Raw genomic sequence first — 22,047 nt, 5'->3', positions numbered from 1 at the left:
AAACCACCTTATAGGTTAACAGGTTTATATTAAATATTTCAAACTTGTTGAGATTTTTTGATAGCTAACTCAAAACAGTTTTGGGTTTGTCTAATATTATTAAAACCATTTACACTAGGAAGACTAGAGTTTACAAAAGAGTTAGGAACAATATTTCCGTCCATATTACTGCCATCTGGTGAACTGACAACATCATTGAGAGTATAGGAGTTACAATCACTTAAGTCAACCTTTTCATGAACTTTAGCATAGAAATAGTCACAGAAAACTCTATCTATGTGGGTTGTCTCATCAATAATCCAATCTTCGATGTTTGCCCCCGTTAGATTTGCCCCAGTGAATTGGGCAGAAGTTGCATTAACACTACTCAAATCAACCTGAGTTAAATTAGCATCAATAAATTTCGTACCGATTAGAATCGCTTCGGTAAGATAAGAATTACTTAAATCGGCTTCGTTTAATTTGGAGTCAGTGAAATTAGTTTTTATAAAGTAACATCCCACCATCTTTGCCTCTACCAAATTAGAGTTACGAATAGTTGCCTGACTCAAATCACTACCATTTAACACCGCTTGATAGAGGTTGGTATCATTGAATGATGCTTTGTGTGCTTCCGCATCTTTCATGGTTAATTTGCTTAAGTTAGCACGGTGAAAGTTAGCCCCAGTGCAGTTAGCATTATTAAGACTTGCCCCTGTGAGGTTGGCTTCTCTTAAGTTTACTCCTTTAAGGTTGATACCGTCTAGGTTACGATGACTCAAATCAACTGCCCTTAATTCTGGGATAATGTCAGGGTTAGCTTTACGCCAAAAGTTCCATTCATGAACAGAGGTTAACATTTTCAGGTGTTGTATTTGAGTAGTCATGGTGTTTATGGGTGTGTCGTTCTTAAAGTGTTTTTGTTCTCTTAACTAAATCTTAACATACTGTAACAAAGATTGTGTAGTTTTGTAACGAAAATAACTTTTTTTTCAACTAAATGGTGCGTTGACTTTTTGAGGGGAGGGGAATGAAGTTTGATGGGGCAAGGGGTTAAAACCCCTTGTTATATTATGGCTTATCCCATCATAATCAGTTGACGATTAATGAGCGATCGCACCTCATCCAAGGTAGAATTAACCTGAGAAAGAATGTCTTGTACTGTCAAATCTTGACTAGGATTTTGGGAAGCAAACTTCATAATCTCAAACTCCGTATCATTGAGAGTAACGGGTTGATAGTTATAATCAAGTAAACTATTACTTTCCCAGCCCAACATACAGGGGTTTAACTCTGGTTTAGCCGCTAATAATAATTGATCATCTTGCCATGTTTCCCGATGATGGGGGGGTTTAGCAAGGAAAAATTCATAATGAGTGACATTGGAAGGGTCTAATAATTCTATCAAACGATAACGTTCTTGGGTAGTTAATTGTTTTACCCGTTGCAATAAATCCTCACTTTTTATCACCCTTTCTACCTGCCAAAAGTCACGGTTAGAAAAATCTACAAATTCTAAACCAGAAGTATGGATAAACTCAAAAAGACTATCAATATTGTAATCAAACTCATTGGGGTGAACATACATATCTGCAAAACATTCATCCCGTTGATTTTCCAAAGCCCAACGTTCCTTTTCCCGTTGTAAAATACGGCTATATTCAGGTAATCCTGCAAATAATTCCCTACCTACCGCCACACCATCTCGATAATCTCCTATTTTATCTCCTTGGATAAGGGCGATCGCCCTTTGCATCAACAAAATCTCCCATCTACCCAACTCCCCATAGACAAAAATGTGGAATAAACCATCATCTCCCAACTTATCCGCCAAGGCTTGAATCCCAATGACTGGATTAGGTAAATGATGCAAAACCCCCACCGAATTAATAAAATCAAACGAGCCTTCCAACTCCCTTGCATTTTCCAAATTAAACTGGCGAAACTCAATACTACCCTGAAAATCTTTTAAAACTCCAGACTTCTCCAAGCGTCTTTGGGCAGTAGCCAAAGCATTCTCACTAATATCCACCGCCAAAATATCTGCCGTGGGGTTGTGTAAAACTAAATATTCTGTACTCGAACCAGTACCACAACCAGCATCCAATATTCTAACCTGTTTTTTATGAGGCTTTCTACCCTTACAAAAACTATAGGCTGATTGATAATGCCATCGCCAATTATACCCTGGAGGTGGCTCATCCAAAAGAGGATCAGGAGGAAAAGGATAAATATTATATAATTTTTGAACTGCGTTTCTAACTTCAGACATAATCGCCCATCATAAATAAGTAAACCAATAACAATTTACCATTGAGCTACGCGCAACCAAGTAATATTATTTTGTCATCGTCAATAATTAATTTTCCCCTCAGCCCACAATTCAATGATTCTCAAAACTAAAATAATTCAACCTATCCTCGTCATTTCCATCTCCATTTTTAGCTCTTGCCTACTACTAATGTGGCGAATCCCTGGAATGGAATTAGTAGGAGTTACCCCCAATTGGCTACTAATTTGGTTAGTAGTGTGGAGTGTAAAAAGAAACTTGTGGCAGAGTATGGTGGCAGGGGTTTCCTTGGGTTTAATTTGGGATGGCATGAGTGGAGACTTTCCTACCCACATTTTAGGATTAGCGGTAGTTGCCCTTCTTACCAGTAATGTTTATGAAGACGAATACATCAAAGAAGATGTTATTTCTATCGTTATCATTGTCTTTGGTATGGCCATTATCAGTGACACCATTACCGCCCTTCAATATAGCCTACAAACATCTATTCCTTTGAGCGATATTTGGTTAAAATATCAACAAAATTCCCTCGCTTCAGCCATAATTACCAGTTTATGGACACCACTACTTTATTATCCTTTCAATCATTTTATGAATACTTCTAATAAAAAACCTCGTCGCTGGAAATAAATATTTGCTAAAACAAAGTTTAAACTAATTTTCACTCATTTTTTCTCGTCTTGACAAAATAAACAAACTGCCGTCTCCTCCCCTGCCAATTCTTAAATCTTTATCAATATAGGTAATTGCTAAACTGGGGACTCTTCCTTGAGGGTTACGGGCATCAAATTCTTTGATAGGATCTAACATGGGAGTTTTTATTGGTCCAATTTTTTTGATAGATAAATATCTTTTTTCAAAGTTGACATTGATGGTGTTGGTGGGTAGGCTTTTGTCGGGAGCAATTTTAGGAGTAAAACTAGCGGTAACTTTTACATAACCGTTAACCATTTTAGAGCTATGTTCCACAAAGGCGATGTTAAAAAAAGATACGTCTTGGATGTTAATTATTTGATATACCTGTCTAAGTTGAAAGCCGAGGGGAAGTTTATTGAGGGAGCGTATTTCTCGTGCGGATGAGTATTGCAGTTGCCAGATGCCATTGAGTAAGTTGGTGGCGAATTGTAGGGGATTAGGAAAGGGATTGAAGGTTTCGAGGTTGGTTGTTAGGTTTTCAATAATTCGAGCTTCCTCTTCCTTTATCATGGTGTCGGTTATAGGATATTCGGGATTAATGTCAATATCTAAGGCTGTATTTTTGATGGTTGAAAGTAGTTTTTCTTTGAGAATTAGGCGACTATTAATCATAAGAATTTAAGAATGAAAGTCAGATTAGATACTGATTGTGGGTATTATTAGGAATAGCTAGGACGGCTATCATATTAATGTTTTAGCCTTTCTCTCTTTTATACTACAACCAATGTAAGATGTTTTAGCTTTTCAAGATGAGTGATAATCTAGTTATTGTTAATTCTCGTTATCAGCTTCTCCATAAGTTGGGAGAGGGTGGTTTTGGGGTAGTTTATTTGGCGAAAGATAAAAAAACGAATCAGCATTGTGTCATTAAACAACTTCATTCTGACCTTGAAAATGCGGATATTGTCAAGCGTTTGTTTTATGAAGAAATCAAGATTTTAGAAAAGTTGGATCATCCTCAAATTCCTAGACTGATTGATTTTTGTGATGGGGATCAAGATTTTTATTTGGTACAGGAGTATGTTGCGGGGGAAACTCTGAGTTTAGAACTTAGGGGGCATAAGCCTTGGACTGAAACAAAGGTATTGGAGTTTTTGGAGCAAGGATTAGAAATTCTTGATTATATCCACCGTCAGGGGGTAATTCACCGAGATATAAAGCCTGATAATTTTATTCGTCGTCAAGATGACCAAAAAATTGTTTTAATTGATTTTGGGGCGGTAAAACATTTTAATGTCGAACAAAGTCATATTATTAATCCTACGGTTGCTATTGGTACCCATGGTTATATGCCTAGTGAACAAGCGAGAGGAAAACCCCGTAAAAATAGCGATATTTATAGTTTAGGAATGATTGCCATTCAAGCCCTCACGGGTAAAAATCCCATTAGTTTGAAGGAAGATGAACAAAGTACGGAGATTATTTGGAGGCAGTTTGCTGATGTTCATTCCTATTTGGGAGATATTCTAGCTCAGATGGTACGCACTGATTATACGAAGCGTTATCATTCTGCACACCTAGTTTTGCAAGATTTACGACAGTATATTCGTTGGTATGAAACCTTGAAAGACCACAAGGGTAATTTAATGTTAGAGGATGGCGTTGAGATTGATCAGCATCAATTAACAACAAATTTTTTCCTTACCAAAAATCCGACAATTCTTAAAACTGTGACTCAGGGGTATTCTTTGAGTCTTGGGTTTTTGTTGTTTCTTGTGTTTGGCATTATTGGGGGAGGATTTTTTTATTATGGCAGTCGTCGAGTGGAGGCGACTATAGATAAACTGCAATTTTCTCTGGTTAATCAAAATTTTCAAGAGTGTATTGAGCTTACAGAGTCAAATATAGCCGATAAAATTTCTCCTTCTGTTTTGGATGAATATATTGGCCAGTGTCGCCTTGGATATGCTAAACAACAAGCTCAACAGGAAGATTATCAAAGGGCGATCGCCATTATCCAAGCAATTCCCCCTCAGAATCCCCATTACCAAGAAGCAAATACCCTCATAGAAGATTGGACTCAAACCTATGAAAGACAAAGTGTAGATTGTCCCCCCAATGTATTATGTATTTGCCCAGGCCCCCTATGTCCCAATTAGTAACACACCTCCCCCCAGAAACAAAAACTACGGTAAAATAATAGGGATGTCAGGACATATTAAGAAACAACCTGTCCACCAAAACAAAAAGTGTCGTTTATTGTCAAGAGTTATAAACATCAATAATGAAGCATACCATTTCTGTCTTAGTAGAAGATGAAGCCGGAGTATTGACCAGAATTGCAGGATTATTTGCCAGACGTGGTTTTAACATAGAAAGTCTAGCCGTAGGCCCCACCGAACAAGTAGGGGTATCAAGAATTATCATGGTAGTACCAGGGGATGACGACACCATCGAACAACTAACCAAACAACTCCACAAATTAATTAACGTCATCAAAGTTACCGACATTACCAAAATTCCCTGTGTAGAAAGAGAATTGATGTTAGTAAAAGTTAGCACCAACAGCAACAACAGGGGCGAACTATTACAAGTGGCTCAAGTATTTAGAGCCAGAGTTGTAGATATAGCAGAAGATAGCTTAACCTTAGAAGTAGTAGGAGATCCGGGAAAAATGGTTGCCATCATTTCCATGGTCAGTAAATTTGGGATTAAAGAAATTTCTCGCACTGGAAAAATTGCCCTGACAAGGGAGTCGGGGGTTAATACCGAGTATCTAAAATCCTTAGAGACTAAAGTTTAAGGAATGCTCACTCTTATATTTGTCGTTTTAATCGTCTTACTAGGTTCGGCCATTTGTTCATTATCTGAAACGGTGCTACTATCAGTATCCGAACTCAAAGTAAAACAATGGGCTCAATCTAAAAAGCCCCCAGCATTAGCCCTGCTAAGAATCAAGCAAAAAATAAATCGTCCCATTGCCACCATCGTTATCTTAAATAACGTCTTTAATATTGTTGGTAGTATTGTCATTGGTGGTACGGTTACTCAGCAATTAGGAGATCAATGGTTAGGAGTTTTTTCTGGTTTCTTAACCTTCTTAATTATTATCTTTGGAGAAATAGTACCCAAAACCCTAGGACAAAGATACGCAGAGCCATTGTCTTTATTCCTTGCCATACCGATTAGGTATCTAACCCTTATCCTTAGCCCCATAGTTTGGTTACTGGAAAAAGCGACTCAACCCCTCACCAAAGGGCAGGTTTTACCCACCACCAATGAAACAGAAATTAGGTTTTTAACCCGCATTGGTAGGACTGAAGGAGTTATCGAAGCGGATGAAGCGGAGATGATACACCGAGTTTTTCATCTCAATGACTTATCGGCATCGGATTTAATGACTCCTCGCATTTTGCTTACTTATCTAAAAGGGGATTTAACACTGGGAGAATGTCAAGACTTTATTATTAATTCTGAACATACCCGTATTTTGATCATTCAAGAAAACATTGACAATGTAATTGGTACAGCCCTTAAACAAGAACTTCTTACGGCTATTATTGAGGGAAAAAAAGATCAAACCATTGCTCAGTTGGCACGTCCTGCCAATTTTGTCCCAGAAACCATCAAAGCTGATTATTTACTGAAAAAATTTCAAGATATTAGACAGCATTTAGTGGTGGTAATTGATGAATATGGGGGAGTAGCAGGGGTGGTTTCCCTTGAGGATGTTTTAGAAGTCTTAACGGGGGATATTGTGGATGAAACTGATAAAACGATTAATTTACAAGAAATTGCTCGGAAAAAAAGAGAGCGTCTATTAATTTCTAAAGGCTTAATTGATGGTTAAAAACATTATTAACAAGGGGTTTAAACCCCTTGCCTAAAAACCCATTAAATCAAAATTAAACCACTACGCGCGTTGAGAGCAACGGTTAAATGGTATTTCTGGTTTTCTTGTTCACAGGAAAATGTGCCGTCTCCAAATAGAATTTTATCAATTTGATGATTTATTTCAATGGTGGTGGTTTGGGCTTGGGTACTATTATTGATGGCTACCACTATGCTTTGCTCATCCAAGGTACGACTAAAGATATAAATATCTTCTTGGGCAAATAAAACTTGATATTTACCTCTTCTCAGGGCTGGATATTGATGGCGTAGTTTAATTAATTCTTGGTGGTAATTTAAAAGATTTTTGTCCCATAAGTCTTCATCGGGAAAGCCTCTACGGGAATCGGGATCAAATCCACCAGGTAAGCCCACTTCATCGCCATAATAAATACTGGGAGCGCCAGGAAATGTAAGTAGTAATAGGGTGCATAATTCAACGGTTTTTTTGTCGTCTCCTGCAATGGTTAGTAGTCGGGCGGTGTCATGACTAGCAAGGAGATTTAGTTGGGTTAAGTTTATTTCCCAGTCATACATCTCCAATAATTTTTCCATTTTGCTCTGATATTCTTCGGCTTTGATGGCAGGATAAGGCTCATAACAGGGTATTTCTACATATTCTCGTAAAATGCGATCGCCTCCACAAAAAGCCATTGTCGGTGCGGTAAACAAATAATTCATCACCCCATCAAATTGACTACCATCAAGCCACTGACGAGCATCTGTCCAAATTTCCCCAACAATATAAGCATCGGGATTCACGGCTTTTACCCTAGTCCTAAATTCTTGCCAAAAACCCTCCTCCTCAATCTCATTAGGCACATCCAAACGCCATCCATCAATGCCCTCATGAAGCCAATATTCCGCCACCTGCATGATATATTCTTTCACTTCAGGATTACTATGATTAAACTGGGGCAACGCTCGATTATTTACCCAAGAAGCATAATTAGCAGGAAAAGCACCATTGTAAGCAGAAATAGGCCATTTTTCCACCTTAAACCAATCTAACCAAGGGGAATGAGGCCCATTTTCTAAAATATCATTAAAGAAGAAAAAACCTCTTCCTACATGGTTAAAAACACCATCTAAAACCACTTTTATATTACGTTTATGGGCTTGGTTTAAAAACTCTTGAAAAGCATAATTTCCTCCCAAAAGAGGATCTATTTGATAATAGTCATGGGTATGATAACGATGATTACAAGTAGATTGAAATACGGGGGTAAAATAGATGGCATTTATGCCCAAATCTTGTAAATAATCTAACTTATCAATCACTCCCCAAAAGTTTCCCCCTTTGTATTTTTGTAGCGTGGGAGGGGTTTTCCATGGTTGAAGATTCGATGATTGCCAATAATTGGGGTATGGTTTTTCTGGTTTACCGACGGCAAATCTATCGGGAAATATTTGATAAAAAACCGCATCTTTTACCCAATTTGGGGTTTGAATATTCATGGTAATTTTTTGTAATAATTTGTTTACTTTTTGCCCTCAACTAATTTATTGATACTTAATTTCAGGTTATTCCTTGAACTTTTTCGTCATTATATTTTTAGTAATATAACTGAGGTTAATTTTAGTTATTTAAGTTCTAGGGATTATGAATCAAAAGTGACAGGGGAATAGATCTTACATTTACTGACATTGTACCCCGAATCCCTGAACTTGATAAGGCAAGATAATTCTTTGATTTTGACGAAAATTTATTTTTTATGGTTAAATCTGAGTGAGTTTACTAATTTATGGTTAAGTATGTGCCAAAATTTACTATTATTATCTATTGAGAGACAAATTCTTTTCTTTTATTTATCATCTACTAATCGGTAAAATTTATTATTATTATCGAAATATGAATATAACTAGAATAATTGCGATCGCCCATAACGGTTTTAGAGAAGTAATTAGAGATCGTATATTATATGTTATCGGTTTTTTTGCCTTACTATTACTACTCGCCTCCCGCATCCTACCATCCATCGCCGTCAGTGCCGATAAAAAAATATTATTAGACTTAGGCATTGGGGCTATAAACTTACTCGGAGTTATCGTCGCCATATTTGTCGGCACAGGATTAATTAACAAAGAAATAGAGAAAAAAACTGTCCTCATCCTAGTACCAAAACCCATCAACACCGCCGAATTTATCATCGGCAAACATATAGGTTTAGTGGCAGTCTTAACTATTCTTGTCGCCATCATGACTATATTATATCTAGGCATCATGACAATTTCTGGGGTAGAATATCCTCTTGGTAGTTTATTAATTGCCCTAGTTTATATCGTCTTAGAATTATCCCTATTAACCGCCGTCGCCATAACTTTTGGGGTTTTCACTAGCTCAATCTTAGCGACTCTCCTTAGTTTCGGGGTGTACATCATGGGGCATTTGAGCCGAGACTTACTAGAATTGGGTAAAATTACAGAAAATGAGAGTATTGAAAATTTAACTCGTACCTTATTTCTAATTTTGCCAGATTTAGAAAGACTTAACCTAAAAAATGAAGCCGTTTATAACATCCTACCGCCCACAGGAGAATTAATAAACAGTTTAATTTATGCGTTGTTATATATAGTATTGCTACTCACCATCAGCATTACAATTTTTTCCCGCCGACAATTTTGAGAAATTAGAGAAAGTTAATTGCAACCTCCATACAGCGACTTCAGCGAAATTCAAGAAAAATTATTTTTAGCCTTAGAAGGGGATAAACCAGAGATATTTTATAAATATATTCATGGTTTAATAGCCCAACAATACTCCTTAAAAACTTTTATAATTACCACCTACTGTAGTCAAGGATTTAAACACCTTGATGATGAATTAGTTTATGGCGACAATGTTGTTTATAACCAAGAAATTATCACAAATATTCATCAATGTCCTACTGTAAAACAATATCTTTATAACCTAAGTATAGAGAAAACATATCAAGAAATTTCTCTTAATAAACTATCATCATTTTATCAAGAAAAAACTAATAAACTTTACCTATTCCCTATTTTTTATCGAAGTCAAATAATTTCAATAATTTATGTAGAAATACCTAAAGAAGAATTATCTTTATTTAATAACAGTAAGTTAATAAAAGTAATTTTTCAAAATTTAGCCCTATTATTTATCAATCTTGATATTCAGAAAAAACAAGAAAACTTAATCAAAGAAAAAGAGACTCAAAATAACTATTTATCAAAAATAAATCATGAAATTAGAACTCCTATTGCTTCGGTTATAGGATTCTCAAAAATGCTTAAACAACAAATATACGGAGAATTAAACCCAAAACAGCTACAATACGCAAATGCCATTTATGAATCAGCTAATTATCTTTTAGAATTAGTCATTGACTTATTAGACATAGCAAAACTAGAGGCCAATAAAGAAAAATTGTACCTAGAAAAATTACTTGTCAAAAATTTATGTCAATCTTGTTTATCCTTTATCCATGTCAAAATACTACATAAAAACTTAGACTTTCAATTAATTATAGAAGACAATATTAATTATATTTATGCTGATGAAAGAAAGGTTAAGCAAATATTAATTAACTTACTTTCCAATGCGGTTAAATTTACCACACAAGGTTCCGTTACTCTAAAAGTATCCTCAGAAAATAAAAATATTAAATTCTCTGTAATTGATACAGGCATAGGAATAAAACCAGAAGACCATGATAAATTATTTCAGCCCTTTGCTCAAATAAAAACCTGTATCCATGATCAAGAAAAAGGCACAGGGTTAGGTTTAGTTATTTCTCAGGAATTGGCTAAACTGCACGGCGGAGATATAACCTTCACTTCTGACATAGGCAAAGGAAGTTGCTTTACCCTTTTATTACCCATGGATTAAACGGGTGCGACAGGATTCGAACCTGTGGCCGACTGCTTAGAAGGCAGTTGCTCTATCCAACTGAGCTACGCACCCTTGATGATTGAACATCAGTTGACTATGTTAACACATAGAATAAAAAAAAGCAATAATTAATTCATTTTTGTGGGGTGGGCATGAACTACCCACCTTGTTGCATTACTCAGCTTTGACAAAGTCTAAGGAGGCTGAATTCATACAGTATCTCTTGCCTGTGGGCGCTGGGCCATCATTAAAAACATGACCTAAATGAGCGTCACAATTGGCACATAATACCTCCGTGCGTCTCATGAAAAAACTAACATCACTTTTGTAGGCGATATTTTCTTCGGTAGAAGGCTGCCAGAAACTAGGCCAACCTGTGCCAGAATCGTATTTAGTGTCGGAGGAAAATAACTCTGTGCCACAACAGACACATTTATAGATTCCTTTTTCTTTATTGTCGTGGTATTTACCCGTAAAAGCTCTTTCTGTACCGTGTTTTCTGGTTACTTCAAATTGTTCGGGAGTAAGAATTTCTTTCCACTCAGCATCGGTTTTTTTTACTTTAGCAGTCATAATTGTTGAAAATTGATTGTATTAACTTTTGTTAAAATTTCTTCTTCTATGCTATCAAATTAAAGCGTTACTGAATTTAGAAATGACTTTTAGCCCCCTAAAACCACCAATTTTGGAAAGGGATGATGCAAGGTAGCCATGCAATATTGCCTATTTTTAGAACTAAAGAGAGAATTTGAGAACAAATTATCCTTGCCACTGACTAAAGAAGGGTAAAAATAAGGTAATGAAATAATAAACTACTGGGGCTGTGAAAATATAACTGTCAGTACGATCTAGGATACCACCATGACCGGGGATTAATTCTCCTGAATCTTTTACTCCTGCGTCTCTTTTCATCATAGATTCCATCAAGTCACCCAAGAGACTTACGACACCGATGAGAAGCCCTAGGATAATGCCTGTTAAAATCCAATGACTCCAATGTAAAAACCATGCCCCTGATATTCCTACTAGGATACTGCCTGTTACTCCGAAAAGACTTCCTTCCACGGTTTTTTTAGGACTAATGGGGGATAATTTTGTTTTACCGAAGTTTTTACCAATGAGATAGGCACCGATGTCTGCGGCCCAAATACAAGCCATGGCGATGAAGGTAATTTTAAGGGCATCGGGAAAACTATTTAAGTCGAGGGGATTGAGGGGAAAATAACCATCGAGGGGAAGGTTATGAATGTTGGGGATGGTATGGGCGTAGGCGGGGTTTTCTCCTAGACTCACTCGAAGACGAATCCAGTAGCTAGGAAGGTATCCTGCATAGAATAAGCCTAGTATGGAGGTGGAAATGTCGGCGATGGTGGCGAGTTTGGGTTGAAAGAGGAGATAAAAACAAATTAATCCCCCTGCTAGGGCGAATACGGCATCTGTTAAACTGGGTACAACTGTGGCGGTAATAATAAGTAGTTGAGAAACTACGAGGGTTGTTTTTACTGCAGGTTCGATGCCTTTTGCTTTTACTAGCTTAAAATATTCTAGTTGTGCTAAAAATACCATTACGCCGAAGGCTATGGTAAAGTACCATCCGCCTACAATAATCATGATAAGGGCAAGGATGATCGCAATTATTGTACTAATAGTTCTAGCGTAGGGCATTTTTAAAGACTGTTTATAAAAATTAATGTTTTAGAATCAATCTTTTATTTTAGCCTAAAAAAAATATAACAGGTCACATCTTAAAGTATTATGACAATTAATCTGTCTTTAGATTGGGTTAATGATTTTGTCAAAATAACTCAATTAGCTCGTCAAAGTGCGATCGGTAAACACTTACCGAATCATCTTTATGTCCATATTTCGGCTCTACAATTCCTCGATATTAATTTACAAGAATACGAAAAAAAGGCAAGAGAAATTATTAATAATATAGATAATTTTACTTTGGTTAAATTTAATCTTCAAGAACCAAAAATATCTTATCTTTTTTATCCTGATTTCGATATAAATCCCCATCCTCCTATTAAGAAAAGTATTTTAATCAATTTACAAGAAAAAACTAGCAAAATATATAACTATAACTCTTCACAAAATCCAGCAATTTTACATAGAAAAGAAACTTTTGTTACAACAGAATATCCTTATTATCAAACCTTCGCTCATTTAACAAATATAGAGGAAAGACTAGGACTCCTAGACAACTCAAAATATATAGGTACTCAGAAAGAATGGCAAAATTTATTAAGAGATCATAATCTTTCATTTATTGACCACAATTTAGTTTGTTTGTTAAACAAAACAGAAGAAGATTTATATAAAGTTGACCGTCATCGAGCCGCTATGGTGAGGAATAGATTTTCTCGCCCTGTTAGATTAGCTCTTGAAGCTGGTTTATTTTTGTCTGAATATACTTTTTTTGATTATGGTTGTGGTCATGGAAAAGATGTAGAGGTAATGGCAAAATATGGATTTCAAAGTGCAGGATGGGATCCTTATTATCAACCAACAAATGAGGTAAAACCTGCTGATATTGTCAACCTTGGTTATATTATTAATGTCATTGAAAATTTACAAGAAAGACGAGAATCTTTAGTAAAAGCATGGCAGTTAACTAAGGAAATCTTGATTGTTTCTGCCCAAGTGTTGGTAGATGATCGTCAACGGGGTTTTATGGCCTATGCTGATGGTATTATCACCGAGCGTAACACCTTTCAGAAATATTATGAGCAGGAAGAATTAAAAATATATATCGAACAAATCTTGAAAACAGAGGCAATTCCCGCTGGTTTGGGGGTTTATTTCGTGTTTAGAGATGCTACTAAGGCCAACAGTTTTCGAGCTTCCCGTTTTCATTCTAGGGTAAGAGCGCCTCGAGTTTTGTCCCCCCTCAAAAAATTTGCTGACTTCCAAGAGTTATTACAACCTCTCATGGAATTTTACGCTCTAAGAGGGCGATCGCCCGTTAAGGGGGAAATTTCTCAAGAAGGGGCAATTAAGGAGGAATTTGGCTCATTTAAACGGGCTTTTAAGGTGATTTTACAAGTAACTCAAGAGGAGGAATGGGAGGCGATCGCCGATCAACGCCGACAAGACATATTACTATATTTAGCCCTAAGTAGATTTGAAAAAAGACCAACCATCAGACAACTATCAGCCCCCCTAAAAGAAGATATAAAAGCTCTATTTGGCAACTATCAAGCCGCTTGTTTTTTAGCAGATGAAATGTTAATTAGTCTTAGAAATTTAGAGATAATTAAACAAATTTGTCAAAAAAACTGTCCTGTAGGAAAAGTATTTGAAAAAAGTTTTTTAGTACACATTAACGAACTAGATAACTTACCTACCCTACTAAGGTTATATGAAGGTTGTGCCAGTCGTACCATCGGCAGAATGGAAGGAGCAACCCTAATTAGATTTTACTTTAATATTCCCCAGATAGGTTACTTAAACGTAGCCCAATTCGACACAGAAAAAGAACCATTAGTACAAGCAAATATGACCATTAACCTCAGTGACTTGAGAGTTCGTTATCAAAACTTTAACCTAAACCAAGCACCCAGAATCAAAGACAAAGAAAAACTAATTAACAAATCACAATAACTCTTTGTTTTTTGTCAAATTTTTAACAATAGTAAAAACAAATACACCTATCATTTAACAAGAGATTTAAACCCCTACCTTGGAAATGTTCATAAAATCACATTTAGGGATAAAATTTTAACTAAATCTTAACCACTATAAAAAACAAATATGAAAAACAGTAAAATAAAACTATTTTTAACCCTTGCCATTAGCTTAAATTGGTTCACCGTGGGTTGCGGAATTTTTGGCACCACCGAAGCCCCCGTGGACAATGGAGAAACTTCCCCTCAAACTCCCGTATCCCAAGAAGGTGGCTTAAGATTAGGTTCTCTTTTTCCCACCACAGGAGATTTGGCCTCCATTGGTCAAAATATGCCCGTAGCCGCTCGACTAGCCGTAGATACTATCAACGCCTGTGGGGGGGTAAACGGTGAGCCTGTAACCCTTATCAATGAAGACGATCAAACCGATCCCGCCGCTGGTAGTGCCGCCATGACAAAACTAACGGAAGTAGATCGAGTCCATGCCGTAGTAGGTTCTTTTGCCAGTAGTGTTTCCACCGCTGCCCTTGATGTAGCCGTGAGAAATCAGGTGATGATGATTTCCCCAGGAAGTACCAGCCCCGTATTTACCGAAAGAGCCGCTAATGGTGAATTTAATGGGTTTTGGGCGCGTACCGCTCCCCCCGACACCTATCAAGCTCAAGCCCTTGCCGCCCTTGCTAGACAAAGAGGATTTAACAATGTTTCGACGGTGGTGATTAACAATGATTATGGAGTAGGATTTGAAAGACAGTTTAACGAATCCTTCACCGATTTGGGGGGTACTGTGCTAAATCAAGAACAAGGGGTAAGATATGATCCTAGAGCCACAACCCTTGATAGTGAAGCGGCGGCGGCTTTTGGTAATAGTCCAGACGCTGTGGCAGCCATTTTATATGCTGAAACAGGTAGTTTATTACTGCAGTCGGCTTTCCAACAAGGTTTAACCGATGGTGTTACTATTCTTTTAACCGATGGGGTTTATTCTGAAGACTTTACTAAACAGGTAGGCACCACCACTGATGGTAGCTCTATCATTGCAGGGGCTTTGGGTACGGTGCCGGGGGCTGATGGTCTGGCTTTGGATAGTTTAAGAACTCTGTGGCAAGAGGAAGTAGGCTCTGAATTAACTGCTTTTGTGCCTCATACTTGGGATGCTACGGTGTTATTAATGTTGGCGGCGGAAGTTGGGGGAAGTAATAGCGGTGAAGTCATCAAAGATAACCTTTTAGCGGTTGCTGGGGGTGATGGTGTAGAGGTAACAGATCCCTGTGAGGCGATGGAATTGATTCGCAATGGGGAGGCTATTAATTATCAGGGTGCTAGTGGTAATGTTGATATTGATGAAAATGGTGATGTTGTCGGAGTTTATGATGTTTGGCAGGTAAATTCTGATGGTAGTCTGGAAGTGGTTGACAAAATTGAACCTATTATTAATTAGATAAAATATCCATATTTTTTACTATTAAGCAAGGGGTTGAAACCCCTTGCTAGGGAAAAATAACAACCTACAGAGACAAATGTAAATATATATTAGGTTTGTATTTCTGATTGTTTTGTCGATAGACCTCGAAAGTAATATAATTACAACGTTATGGGAATTTAAAAACTGATTTTTGAAATGTTTATAGCAATTATTTCTTTGAAGGGTGGAGTGGGTAAGACAACTACCGCCATCCATTTATCCACTTATTTACAGGAACACGATCGCACTTTACTCATTGATGCTGATCGCAACCGTTCGGCGCTAGTATGGGCTAGGGATGAGAAATTACCTTTTACAGTGGCTTCTCAGGCTGGTTCTGCCCCTTTGGTAGGTAAGTTTAAGCACGTTATCACAGACATGAAAGCCCGTCCTGAAGTTGATGATTTGAAAGAATTGGCTCAGGGTAGCGATTTAATAATTTTGCCCACTACGCCCAATCACCTTGATTTGGATGCCACGGTTAAGGCGGTGGATATATTGAAGGATTTAGGAACAAATTATAAAATTCTTTTAACTAAGGTTGATTCTCGTACGGTTAATGGCAGAAATGCCAAGAAGTTTTTGGAGGAGCATCAGTTACCTAGTTTCAAGACGGAAATTCCTCTCCTTGTGGCGTTTGAAAAGGCTTCTCAACAGGGTTTAACGGTGAGGGATTATGGCGATTTTCGTGCTAAACAGGCATGGAAAAATTATGCGGCAGTGGGCAAGGAAGTGTTAGGAAAGTAATTCACAATAATGGATAATTGAGAATTGATAATGAATAATTAAAGTTCATATTTGTTCTACTTGTTCTTAGTTGCTCAAGAATTTTTTTTGATTATAAAATATAAAAAATTATTGTCTATTGCTTTAATATTAATGGCTAATTGTTAATTATTTCTATGGCTTTTATTGTCACCTATAGCTACACCGATTCAATTATTGATGATGTTCCTGAGTCTTTTATTTGGGGTTTAGAAGTTGATAAAAGTTACCAAGATATTGACAGTAGAAATAAACTAAATCAGTTATTTAATGATTGTCAAAATGATAGTTCTAGTTATGTTTTAATTCGCAGTTTACATGAATTTGGAGATAGTTTTGCTGAAATACTAAGGGCGATCGCCCTTATAGAATCCTTAAATATTGAAATAATTGCCATAGATCAGCCATATAATTCTAGTAAATTTAAAGTTATTGACAATCCCATTGATGCCGACAAATTACACCACATTTGGCAACAAATAGAAAAAATAATTTATCAAAGAAAATTACAAAAAGGTCATGGTAAAAACCGCCTAAAAAATCTTCCGCCCCCTGGTAGAAGCCCCTACGGCTATCAGAAAGGAAAAGAAGGATATATCATTAACCGTAGTACGGCCCCCATCGTCAAAGATTTTTTTGAATACTATCTTAGATATGCTTCTTTGCGAGATAGTGTGAGATATTTAAAAGAAAAATATAATAAAAAAATTTCCCATTCTACCGCTCTACAATGGTTAAAAAATCCTGTGTATCGAGGAGATTTAGCCTATAAAAATAACTATATTATTTCTAATACCCACACCCCCATTATTTCCAGAGAAGAAGCCGCGCAAATTGACCGTTTATTAAAAAGTCATCGTCGCATTCCTTCCCGTAGTGCCAGTTCTTCCCATTGTCTTTCAGGCTTAGTAAAGTGTAAAATGTGCCATTCTTCCTCCAAAATAACCTCCGTTACCCAAAGAAGAAAAAAAACAAAATATTTATACATTACCCCTGTGAATTGCCCTCAAAAAAAATCCTGCTCTTCTTGGAATTACCAACAAATCTTAAAAGAAACCATTGAAAAAATTTGTTTTGATTTACCCGCAATTGTTAATAATATTAATAGTCCTAATATAGATATTATCATTGAGCAAACAGAAAATTTAATTAAAGAGAAACAAAAAATAATTAACAGCTTAGAGGATCTAATCTCAAGCAATATTTTAGACGAAGAAACAGCCAAAATTAGAAAATTAAAAATAGAAAATGAGATTTCTCAACTAAATAATCAAATAAATAGTTTACCCCCAAATAACTTAAAAGAAATGATTGATAATTTATCTTTAAAACAGTTTTGGTATGACCTTTCAGAACAGGAAACAAGATTTTATCTGAGAGAATTTATTGAGCGAATTTATATTATCCCTAACCTCGAAAATTCTAAAGAATATCAGATAGAATTAGATTTTATTTTTACATAATTTCTAATAAAAAATAAAAAAGGGCGTACCGTAGTACACCCAAAAAATTAAATTAAATTGGTCTTGGATTACATCATGCCGGGCATTCCCATGCCACCCATTCCAGGCATTCCCATGCCGCCCATGCCACCCATACCGCCCATATCGGGAGCGGGGGCTTCAGGGGCTGGTCTTTCTACCACTAATGCTTCGGTGGTTAATACCATTCCAGCAATGGAAGCAGCGTTTTGTAAGGAAGAGCGAACCACTTTGGCAGGATCAACAATTCCCGCAGCAATTAAGTCTTCATAAACTCCCGTAAGGGCGTTGTAACCGATATTGGCCGCAGATTCTCTCACTTTTTCCACTACCACAGAGCCTTCAACCCCTGCGTTGGTAGCAATTTGACGTAAGGGTGCTTCTAGGGCTTTGATAACAATTTCTGCCCCTACTTTTTCTTCTACATCGCTTAAAGTCTCTTTGAAGGTAGAGATTTTACTTGCCATGTGAATGAGGGTTGAACCTCCCCCTGGTACGATACCTTCTTCTACGGCTGCTTTAGTAGCGTTAAGAGCGTCTTCGATGCGTAATTTGCGTTCTTTTAAGTCGGTTTCGGTGGCAGCACCTACTTTGATTACGGCTACACCACCAGCTAATTTGGCGATACGCTCTTGTAATTTTTCTGCGTCATATTCAGAATCGGTTTCTTCGAGTTGTTTACGAATTTGAGCAACTCTTTTTTGGACATCGCCAGTGTTACCAGAGTCTGTAACGATGGTGGTGTTGTCTTTTTCAATGGTTATTTTACGAGCTTTTCCTAGTTCGTCAAGTTTGACGGTGTCTAAACTTAAACCGATGTCTTCGGAGATTACTCTTCCTCCTGTGAGGATGGCAATGTCTTCTAACATGGCTTTGCGGCGATCGCCAAAACTAGGAGCTTTAATAGCGGCTACATTCAACACGCCTCTGGCTTTGTTAACTACTAGGGTGGCAAGGGCTTCCCCTTCGATGTCTTCGGCGATAATTAGTAAAGGAGCACCGGCACGGGCAACTTCTTCTAACACAGGAACGAGATCTGCGATCGCATTTATTTTTTTATCAGTAACTAAGACTAAAGCATTTTCTAGCTCAACAATTTGCTTTTCTTGGTCAGTGATAAAGTAAGGAGACATATAACCCCTGTCTAGTTGCATCCCTTCTACCACTTCCAATTCAGTGGCTAAGGACTTGGATTCTTCGACGGTGATAACTCCATCTTTGGTTACCTTATCCATGGCATGGGCAATCATATCACCAATTTCTTGGTCATTACCCGCAGAAACAGCAGCTACTTGGGCGATTACATCCCCCTGTACAGGTTGGGCCATGTCAGAGATTTCTTTAACGGCAATGGCGATCGCCTTATCCATCCCACGACGTAAAGCCACAGGATTAGCTCCCGCGGTGACGTTTTTCAAACCTTCATGGATCATAGCCTGAGCGATAACCGTAGCGGTGGTAGTACCATCTCCAGCCACATCGTTAGTTTTGGAAGCCACTTCTCTAACTAACCTTGCCCCTGCATTTTGTAAAGGATTTTCTAACTCTACTTCTTTGGCTACAGAGATACCATCTTTAACAATCTCAGGAGCGCCAAACTTTCTTTCTAATAATACATTTCTACCCTTGGGGCCTAAGGTTACTTTAACGGCATTAGCTAAAGCGTTAACTCCTTCCTCCAAGGCTCTTCTGGATTCTTCTCTAAAAGATACAATTTTAGACATAAATAATAATTCTCATGAGCATATATTTTTTCTCCATAAATAAATTTAGCACTCTTCGAGCTTGAGTGCTAATACGGTTATCTGCACCTTTTATCAAATTTTGAAATCTAAGGTTCAAGGATTTAATTTTTTGATAATTCCATTTCCATTTCCTTCTCCATGGCTAACTGTTTCATTAACCAATCAATCTCACGGTTAATATCTGATTTGTAACGCTCTAAAGCCATGGCTTGAAAACGATCATCATAAACTATCTGTAAATCTTGATCATCCAATTGTAATTGACACACTCTCAAACGATGCTCTAGTAAATGTAGTCGATCTATAGATTCGAGGTAACTAAAAAAGAAAAACTTAATCATAAAACGAGAACGAGCATTAACCCAACTTTCGTGAGGATGTTCTAGCATTTTCTCTAACCATATGGCTCTTCCTGCCGAGGTGATACTGTACATTTTGCGATTATTATTGCCATCTTCTTCCTCCATAATCAATCCCTTATCCAATAGCCGCCTCAATAAAGGATAAATAGCTCCATAATTAACACTAATACAACCACTCATAAACAATTCCATCTGTTTTTTGAGCAAATAACCATGTAAAGGCTCTTTTTGTAATAAACCAAGGGTGGCTAACTCTAACATATTTCTTTTTTTTCAATTTTTTTTATATCAGATTGATATATTTTATTGATATAATGTAAACTTAATAAAACTTTACCATCAACGTTAATTAATCTCTACCCGATATGATTAATCCTAACTCTGCCCCCAGTGAAACCTCCAATGTTGACGAAGAGGAAATAAGTGCGATCGCCCCTAAGGCACAATCCAAGAAAAAATCATTTTCCCCTTGGTGGATCCTTGGTGCAGTAGCCTTTTTAGCCATTCTTGGGGGTGGGGGGATGCTGTTATTCAATAACAATGAAAGTGGTAATGATCCATCAGGGGCCATGGCAGGGCAAGGTCAACCCTCCCCCGTAAAATTGAGTACATTAGAACTAGAAATAGTACAAGATACTACCACCATTGTCGGTAGATTAGATGCTCCTAGGGCTGTTACCGTCAGGTCAGAAATTGACGGCAGAATTAGAAGTATTTTAAGAACAGAAGGAGAAAGAGTTACCGTAGGACAGATAATTGCTAGGGTGGACAGTGACCAATTAGAAGCGGAATTAAACCAAGCTCAAGCCCAATTAGATAGCGCCCGCGCCCGTTTAGCCTTACTCAGGGCAGGGAATCGTCCCGAAGAAATAGCCCAAGCCCAAGCTCAGTTAACAGGGGCGATCGCACGGTTAAACAACGCCAGACAAGGCGCCCGTCCCGAAGAAATAGCCCAAACAAGAGCCGAACTAGAATCCGCCAGGGCAGAGCTAGAACTAGCCCAAGAAAGAACCAGAAGGTATCGGGTATTATCTGAAGAAGGAGCCATTTCCCAAGACGAATTTGATGAATTTGTAACCATCGAACGTCAAGCCTCCTCCGCCGTTACCCAAGCCCAAAGACGTTTAGACGCTCAAACCAAAGGCAGAACCTCCGATCTAAACGAACTAGAAGCGGCCGTAGAACAAGCCCGACAAAATCTGCAACTACTCAGAAACGGCACAAGGAGAGAAGAAATAGACCAAGCCGAAGCCGAAGTATCCCAAGCCACCGCCAGGGTGAACACCATAGAAGTACAAATTGACAAAGCCCAAATAGTTGCCCCCTTCACAGGAATCATTGGAGATATTCCCATCAAAGTAGGAGACTTTATTAACTCTGGGGATGAACTAACCACCATCACCGAAAATGATGTCCTAGAAGCAAATTTTTCCTTACCCTTAGAACAAAGTGAAAGACTAAGGCTAGGTTTACCCGTGGAAATTCTCGACAGTCAAGGAGAAATACTGACCACAGGAGAAATAAGTTTTATCTCTCCCCAAGTTAGTCCCGACAGTCAATTAGTGTTAACCAAAGCAACCCTCAACTCCTCGGGAGCTAGTCTTTTTAATCAAACTTCCATTCGAGCAAGAATTATTTGGCAAGAAAGCCCCGGTATTGTTGTTCCTTCTTCCGCAGTATCAAGGATGGGGGGTAATAACTTTGTTTTTGTGGCTCAACCAGCAGAAAATGGCGAAGGAGATGAACCATCCTTAATAGCCGAACAACGCTCCATAGAATTAGGAAGCCTACAGGGTAACAACTACGAAGTCTTAGGCGGTTTAGAAGAAGGGGAACAAATCGTCAGTGCAGGAATTTTGAACCTCCGTGATGGTGCTCCCATTGCCCCTTTACCCCCCGAAGAAAATGGAGAGATGCCCCAATAACCCCTAAGTTAATTTGTTTATTTATT

At 37.7% G+C, this 22,047-nt stretch carries 19 protein-coding genes and 1 tRNA gene; 11 read left to right on the top strand and 9 right to left on the bottom strand.

Features of this window, described 5'->3' with window-relative positions; all coding sequences use genetic code 11:
• Positions 1-38: 38 nt before the first annotated feature.
• Together A5482_RS13690 and A5482_RS13685 are read right to left on the bottom strand one after the other, a co-directional pair.
• Positions 39-866: a pentapeptide repeat-containing protein gene (locus tag A5482_RS13690; RefSeq protein ID WP_069790486.1), complete on the bottom strand. Its 828-nt coding sequence runs from the start codon at positions 864-866 to the stop codon at positions 39-41.
• 191 nt (positions 867-1,057) lie between these two features.
• Complete coding sequence (locus A5482_RS13685; protein WP_446684776.1) at positions 1,058-2,251, bottom strand: class I SAM-dependent methyltransferase; 1,194 nt, start codon at positions 2,249-2,251, stop codon at positions 1,058-1,060.
• Positions 2,252-2,365: 114 nt separating this feature from the next.
• On the opposite strand from A5482_RS13685, the gene mreD reads away from it, so the two are divergent.
• Entirely contained in the window at positions 2,366-2,899 is a 534-nt protein-coding gene (mreD, locus tag A5482_RS13680) for a rod shape-determining protein MreD (RefSeq protein WP_069790487.1), read from the top strand.
• Between the two features lie 24 nt (positions 2,900-2,923).
• On the opposite strand, the gene A5482_RS13675 is transcribed toward mreD, so the two are convergent.
• Entirely contained in the window at positions 2,924-3,577 is a 654-nt protein-coding gene (locus A5482_RS13675; RefSeq protein WP_083260414.1) for a PAP/fibrillin family protein, read from the bottom strand.
• A 137-nt stretch (positions 3,578-3,714) separates the two neighbouring features.
• Here A5482_RS13675 and A5482_RS13670 point away from each other — a divergent pair, with 137 nt between their 5' ends.
• The 3 genes from A5482_RS13670 (at position 3,715) to A5482_RS13660 (ending at position 6,755) form a co-directional block, all read left to right on the top strand.
• Positions 3,715-5,064 (top strand): serine/threonine protein kinase, encoded by a 1,350-nt coding sequence (locus A5482_RS13670; RefSeq protein ID WP_069790488.1) that lies wholly within the window; start codon positions 3,715-3,717, stop codon positions 5,062-5,064.
• Positions 5,065-5,189: 125 nt separating this feature from the next.
• Positions 5,190-5,708, top strand: a complete 519-nt coding sequence (ilvN, locus tag A5482_RS13665) for an acetolactate synthase small subunit (protein WP_069790489.1) — start codon at positions 5,190-5,192, stop codon at positions 5,706-5,708.
• A gap of 3 nt (positions 5,709-5,711) precedes the next feature.
• Positions 5,712-6,755 carry a hemolysin family protein gene (locus tag A5482_RS13660; RefSeq protein ID WP_069790490.1) on the top strand — a complete coding sequence of 348 codons (1,044 nt, stop codon included), beginning with the start codon at positions 5,712-5,714 and terminating at the stop codon, positions 6,753-6,755.
• Positions 6,756-6,799: 44 nt separating this feature from the next.
• Here the strand turns inward: A5482_RS13660 and A5482_RS13655 are convergent, their stop codons facing one another.
• Positions 6,800-8,254 (bottom strand): glycoside hydrolase family 13 protein, encoded by a 1,455-nt coding sequence (locus tag A5482_RS13655; protein WP_069790491.1) that lies wholly within the window; start codon positions 8,252-8,254, stop codon positions 6,800-6,802.
• Between the two features lie 394 nt (positions 8,255-8,648).
• Between A5482_RS13655 and A5482_RS13650 the strand changes: the two genes are divergently transcribed.
• Both A5482_RS13650 and A5482_RS13645 read left to right on the top strand, forming a co-directional pair.
• Complete coding sequence (locus A5482_RS13650; protein WP_069790492.1) at positions 8,649-9,422, top strand: ABC transporter permease; 774 nt, start codon at positions 8,649-8,651, stop codon at positions 9,420-9,422.
• Between the two features lie 18 nt (positions 9,423-9,440).
• Positions 9,441-10,646: a sensor histidine kinase gene (locus A5482_RS13645; RefSeq protein WP_069790493.1), complete on the top strand. Its 1,206-nt coding sequence runs from the start codon at positions 9,441-9,443 to the stop codon at positions 10,644-10,646.
• Position 10,647: 1 nt separating this feature from the next.
• Here A5482_RS13645 and A5482_RS13640 read toward each other — a convergent pair.
• The 3 genes from A5482_RS13640 to A5482_RS13630 form a co-directional block, all read right to left on the bottom strand.
• Positions 10,648-10,721, bottom strand: a tRNA-Arg gene (locus A5482_RS13640).
• A gap of 102 nt (positions 10,722-10,823) precedes the next feature.
• Complete coding sequence (msrB, locus tag A5482_RS13635) at positions 10,824-11,222, bottom strand: peptide-methionine (R)-S-oxide reductase MsrB (protein ID WP_069790494.1); 399 nt, start codon at positions 11,220-11,222, stop codon at positions 10,824-10,826.
• A gap of 186 nt (positions 11,223-11,408) precedes the next feature.
• Positions 11,409-12,314, bottom strand: coding sequence for a phosphatidate cytidylyltransferase (locus A5482_RS13630; protein WP_069790495.1), 906 nt, complete (start codon positions 12,312-12,314; stop codon positions 11,409-11,411).
• A 90-nt stretch (positions 12,315-12,404) separates the two neighbouring features.
• On the opposite strand from A5482_RS13630, the gene A5482_RS13625 reads away from it, so the two are divergent.
• The 4 genes from A5482_RS13625 to A5482_RS13610 all read left to right on the top strand — a co-directional run bounded on the left by A5482_RS13625 (position 12,405) and on the right by A5482_RS13610 (position 17,971).
• Positions 12,405-14,255, top strand: coding sequence for a DNA phosphorothioation-associated putative methyltransferase (locus tag A5482_RS13625; RefSeq protein ID WP_069790496.1), 1,851 nt, complete (start codon positions 12,405-12,407; stop codon positions 14,253-14,255).
• Between the two features lie 150 nt (positions 14,256-14,405).
• Positions 14,406-15,719: an ABC transporter substrate-binding protein gene (locus A5482_RS13620; protein ID WP_069790497.1), complete on the top strand. Its 1,314-nt coding sequence runs from the start codon at positions 14,406-14,408 to the stop codon at positions 15,717-15,719.
• 180 nt (positions 15,720-15,899) lie between these two features.
• Positions 15,900-16,490, top strand: coding sequence for a ParA family protein (locus A5482_RS13615; protein WP_069790498.1), 591 nt, complete (start codon positions 15,900-15,902; stop codon positions 16,488-16,490).
• Between the two features lie 155 nt (positions 16,491-16,645).
• Entirely contained in the window at positions 16,646-17,971 is a 1,326-nt protein-coding gene (locus A5482_RS13610; RefSeq protein ID WP_446684775.1) for a recombinase family protein, read from the top strand.
• A gap of 68 nt (positions 17,972-18,039) precedes the next feature.
• Here the strand turns inward: A5482_RS13610 and groL are convergent, their stop codons facing one another.
• Positions 18,040-19,713 (bottom strand): chaperonin GroEL, encoded by a 1,674-nt coding sequence (groL, locus tag A5482_RS13605; protein WP_069790499.1) that lies wholly within the window; start codon positions 19,711-19,713, stop codon positions 18,040-18,042.
• Between the two features lie 122 nt (positions 19,714-19,835).
• Positions 19,836-20,357: a PadR family transcriptional regulator gene (locus tag A5482_RS13600; RefSeq protein WP_069790500.1), complete on the bottom strand. Its 522-nt coding sequence runs from the start codon at positions 20,355-20,357 to the stop codon at positions 19,836-19,838.
• Positions 20,358-20,461: 104 nt separating this feature from the next.
• On the opposite strand from A5482_RS13600, the gene A5482_RS13595 reads away from it, so the two are divergent.
• Positions 20,462-22,021: an efflux RND transporter periplasmic adaptor subunit gene (locus A5482_RS13595; protein ID WP_069790501.1), complete on the top strand. Its 1,560-nt coding sequence runs from the start codon at positions 20,462-20,464 to the stop codon at positions 22,019-22,021.
• Positions 22,022-22,047 lie beyond the last annotated feature (26 nt).

Source organism: Cyanobacterium sp. IPPAS B-1200, from assembly GCF_001747005.2.
In the GTDB taxonomy this organism is placed as follows: domain Bacteria; phylum Cyanobacteriota; class Cyanobacteriia; order Cyanobacteriales; family Cyanobacteriaceae; genus Cyanobacterium.
The sequence above is the reverse complement of the archived record's forward strand: the minus strand, read 5'-3'. Positions and strand labels throughout refer to the sequence as shown.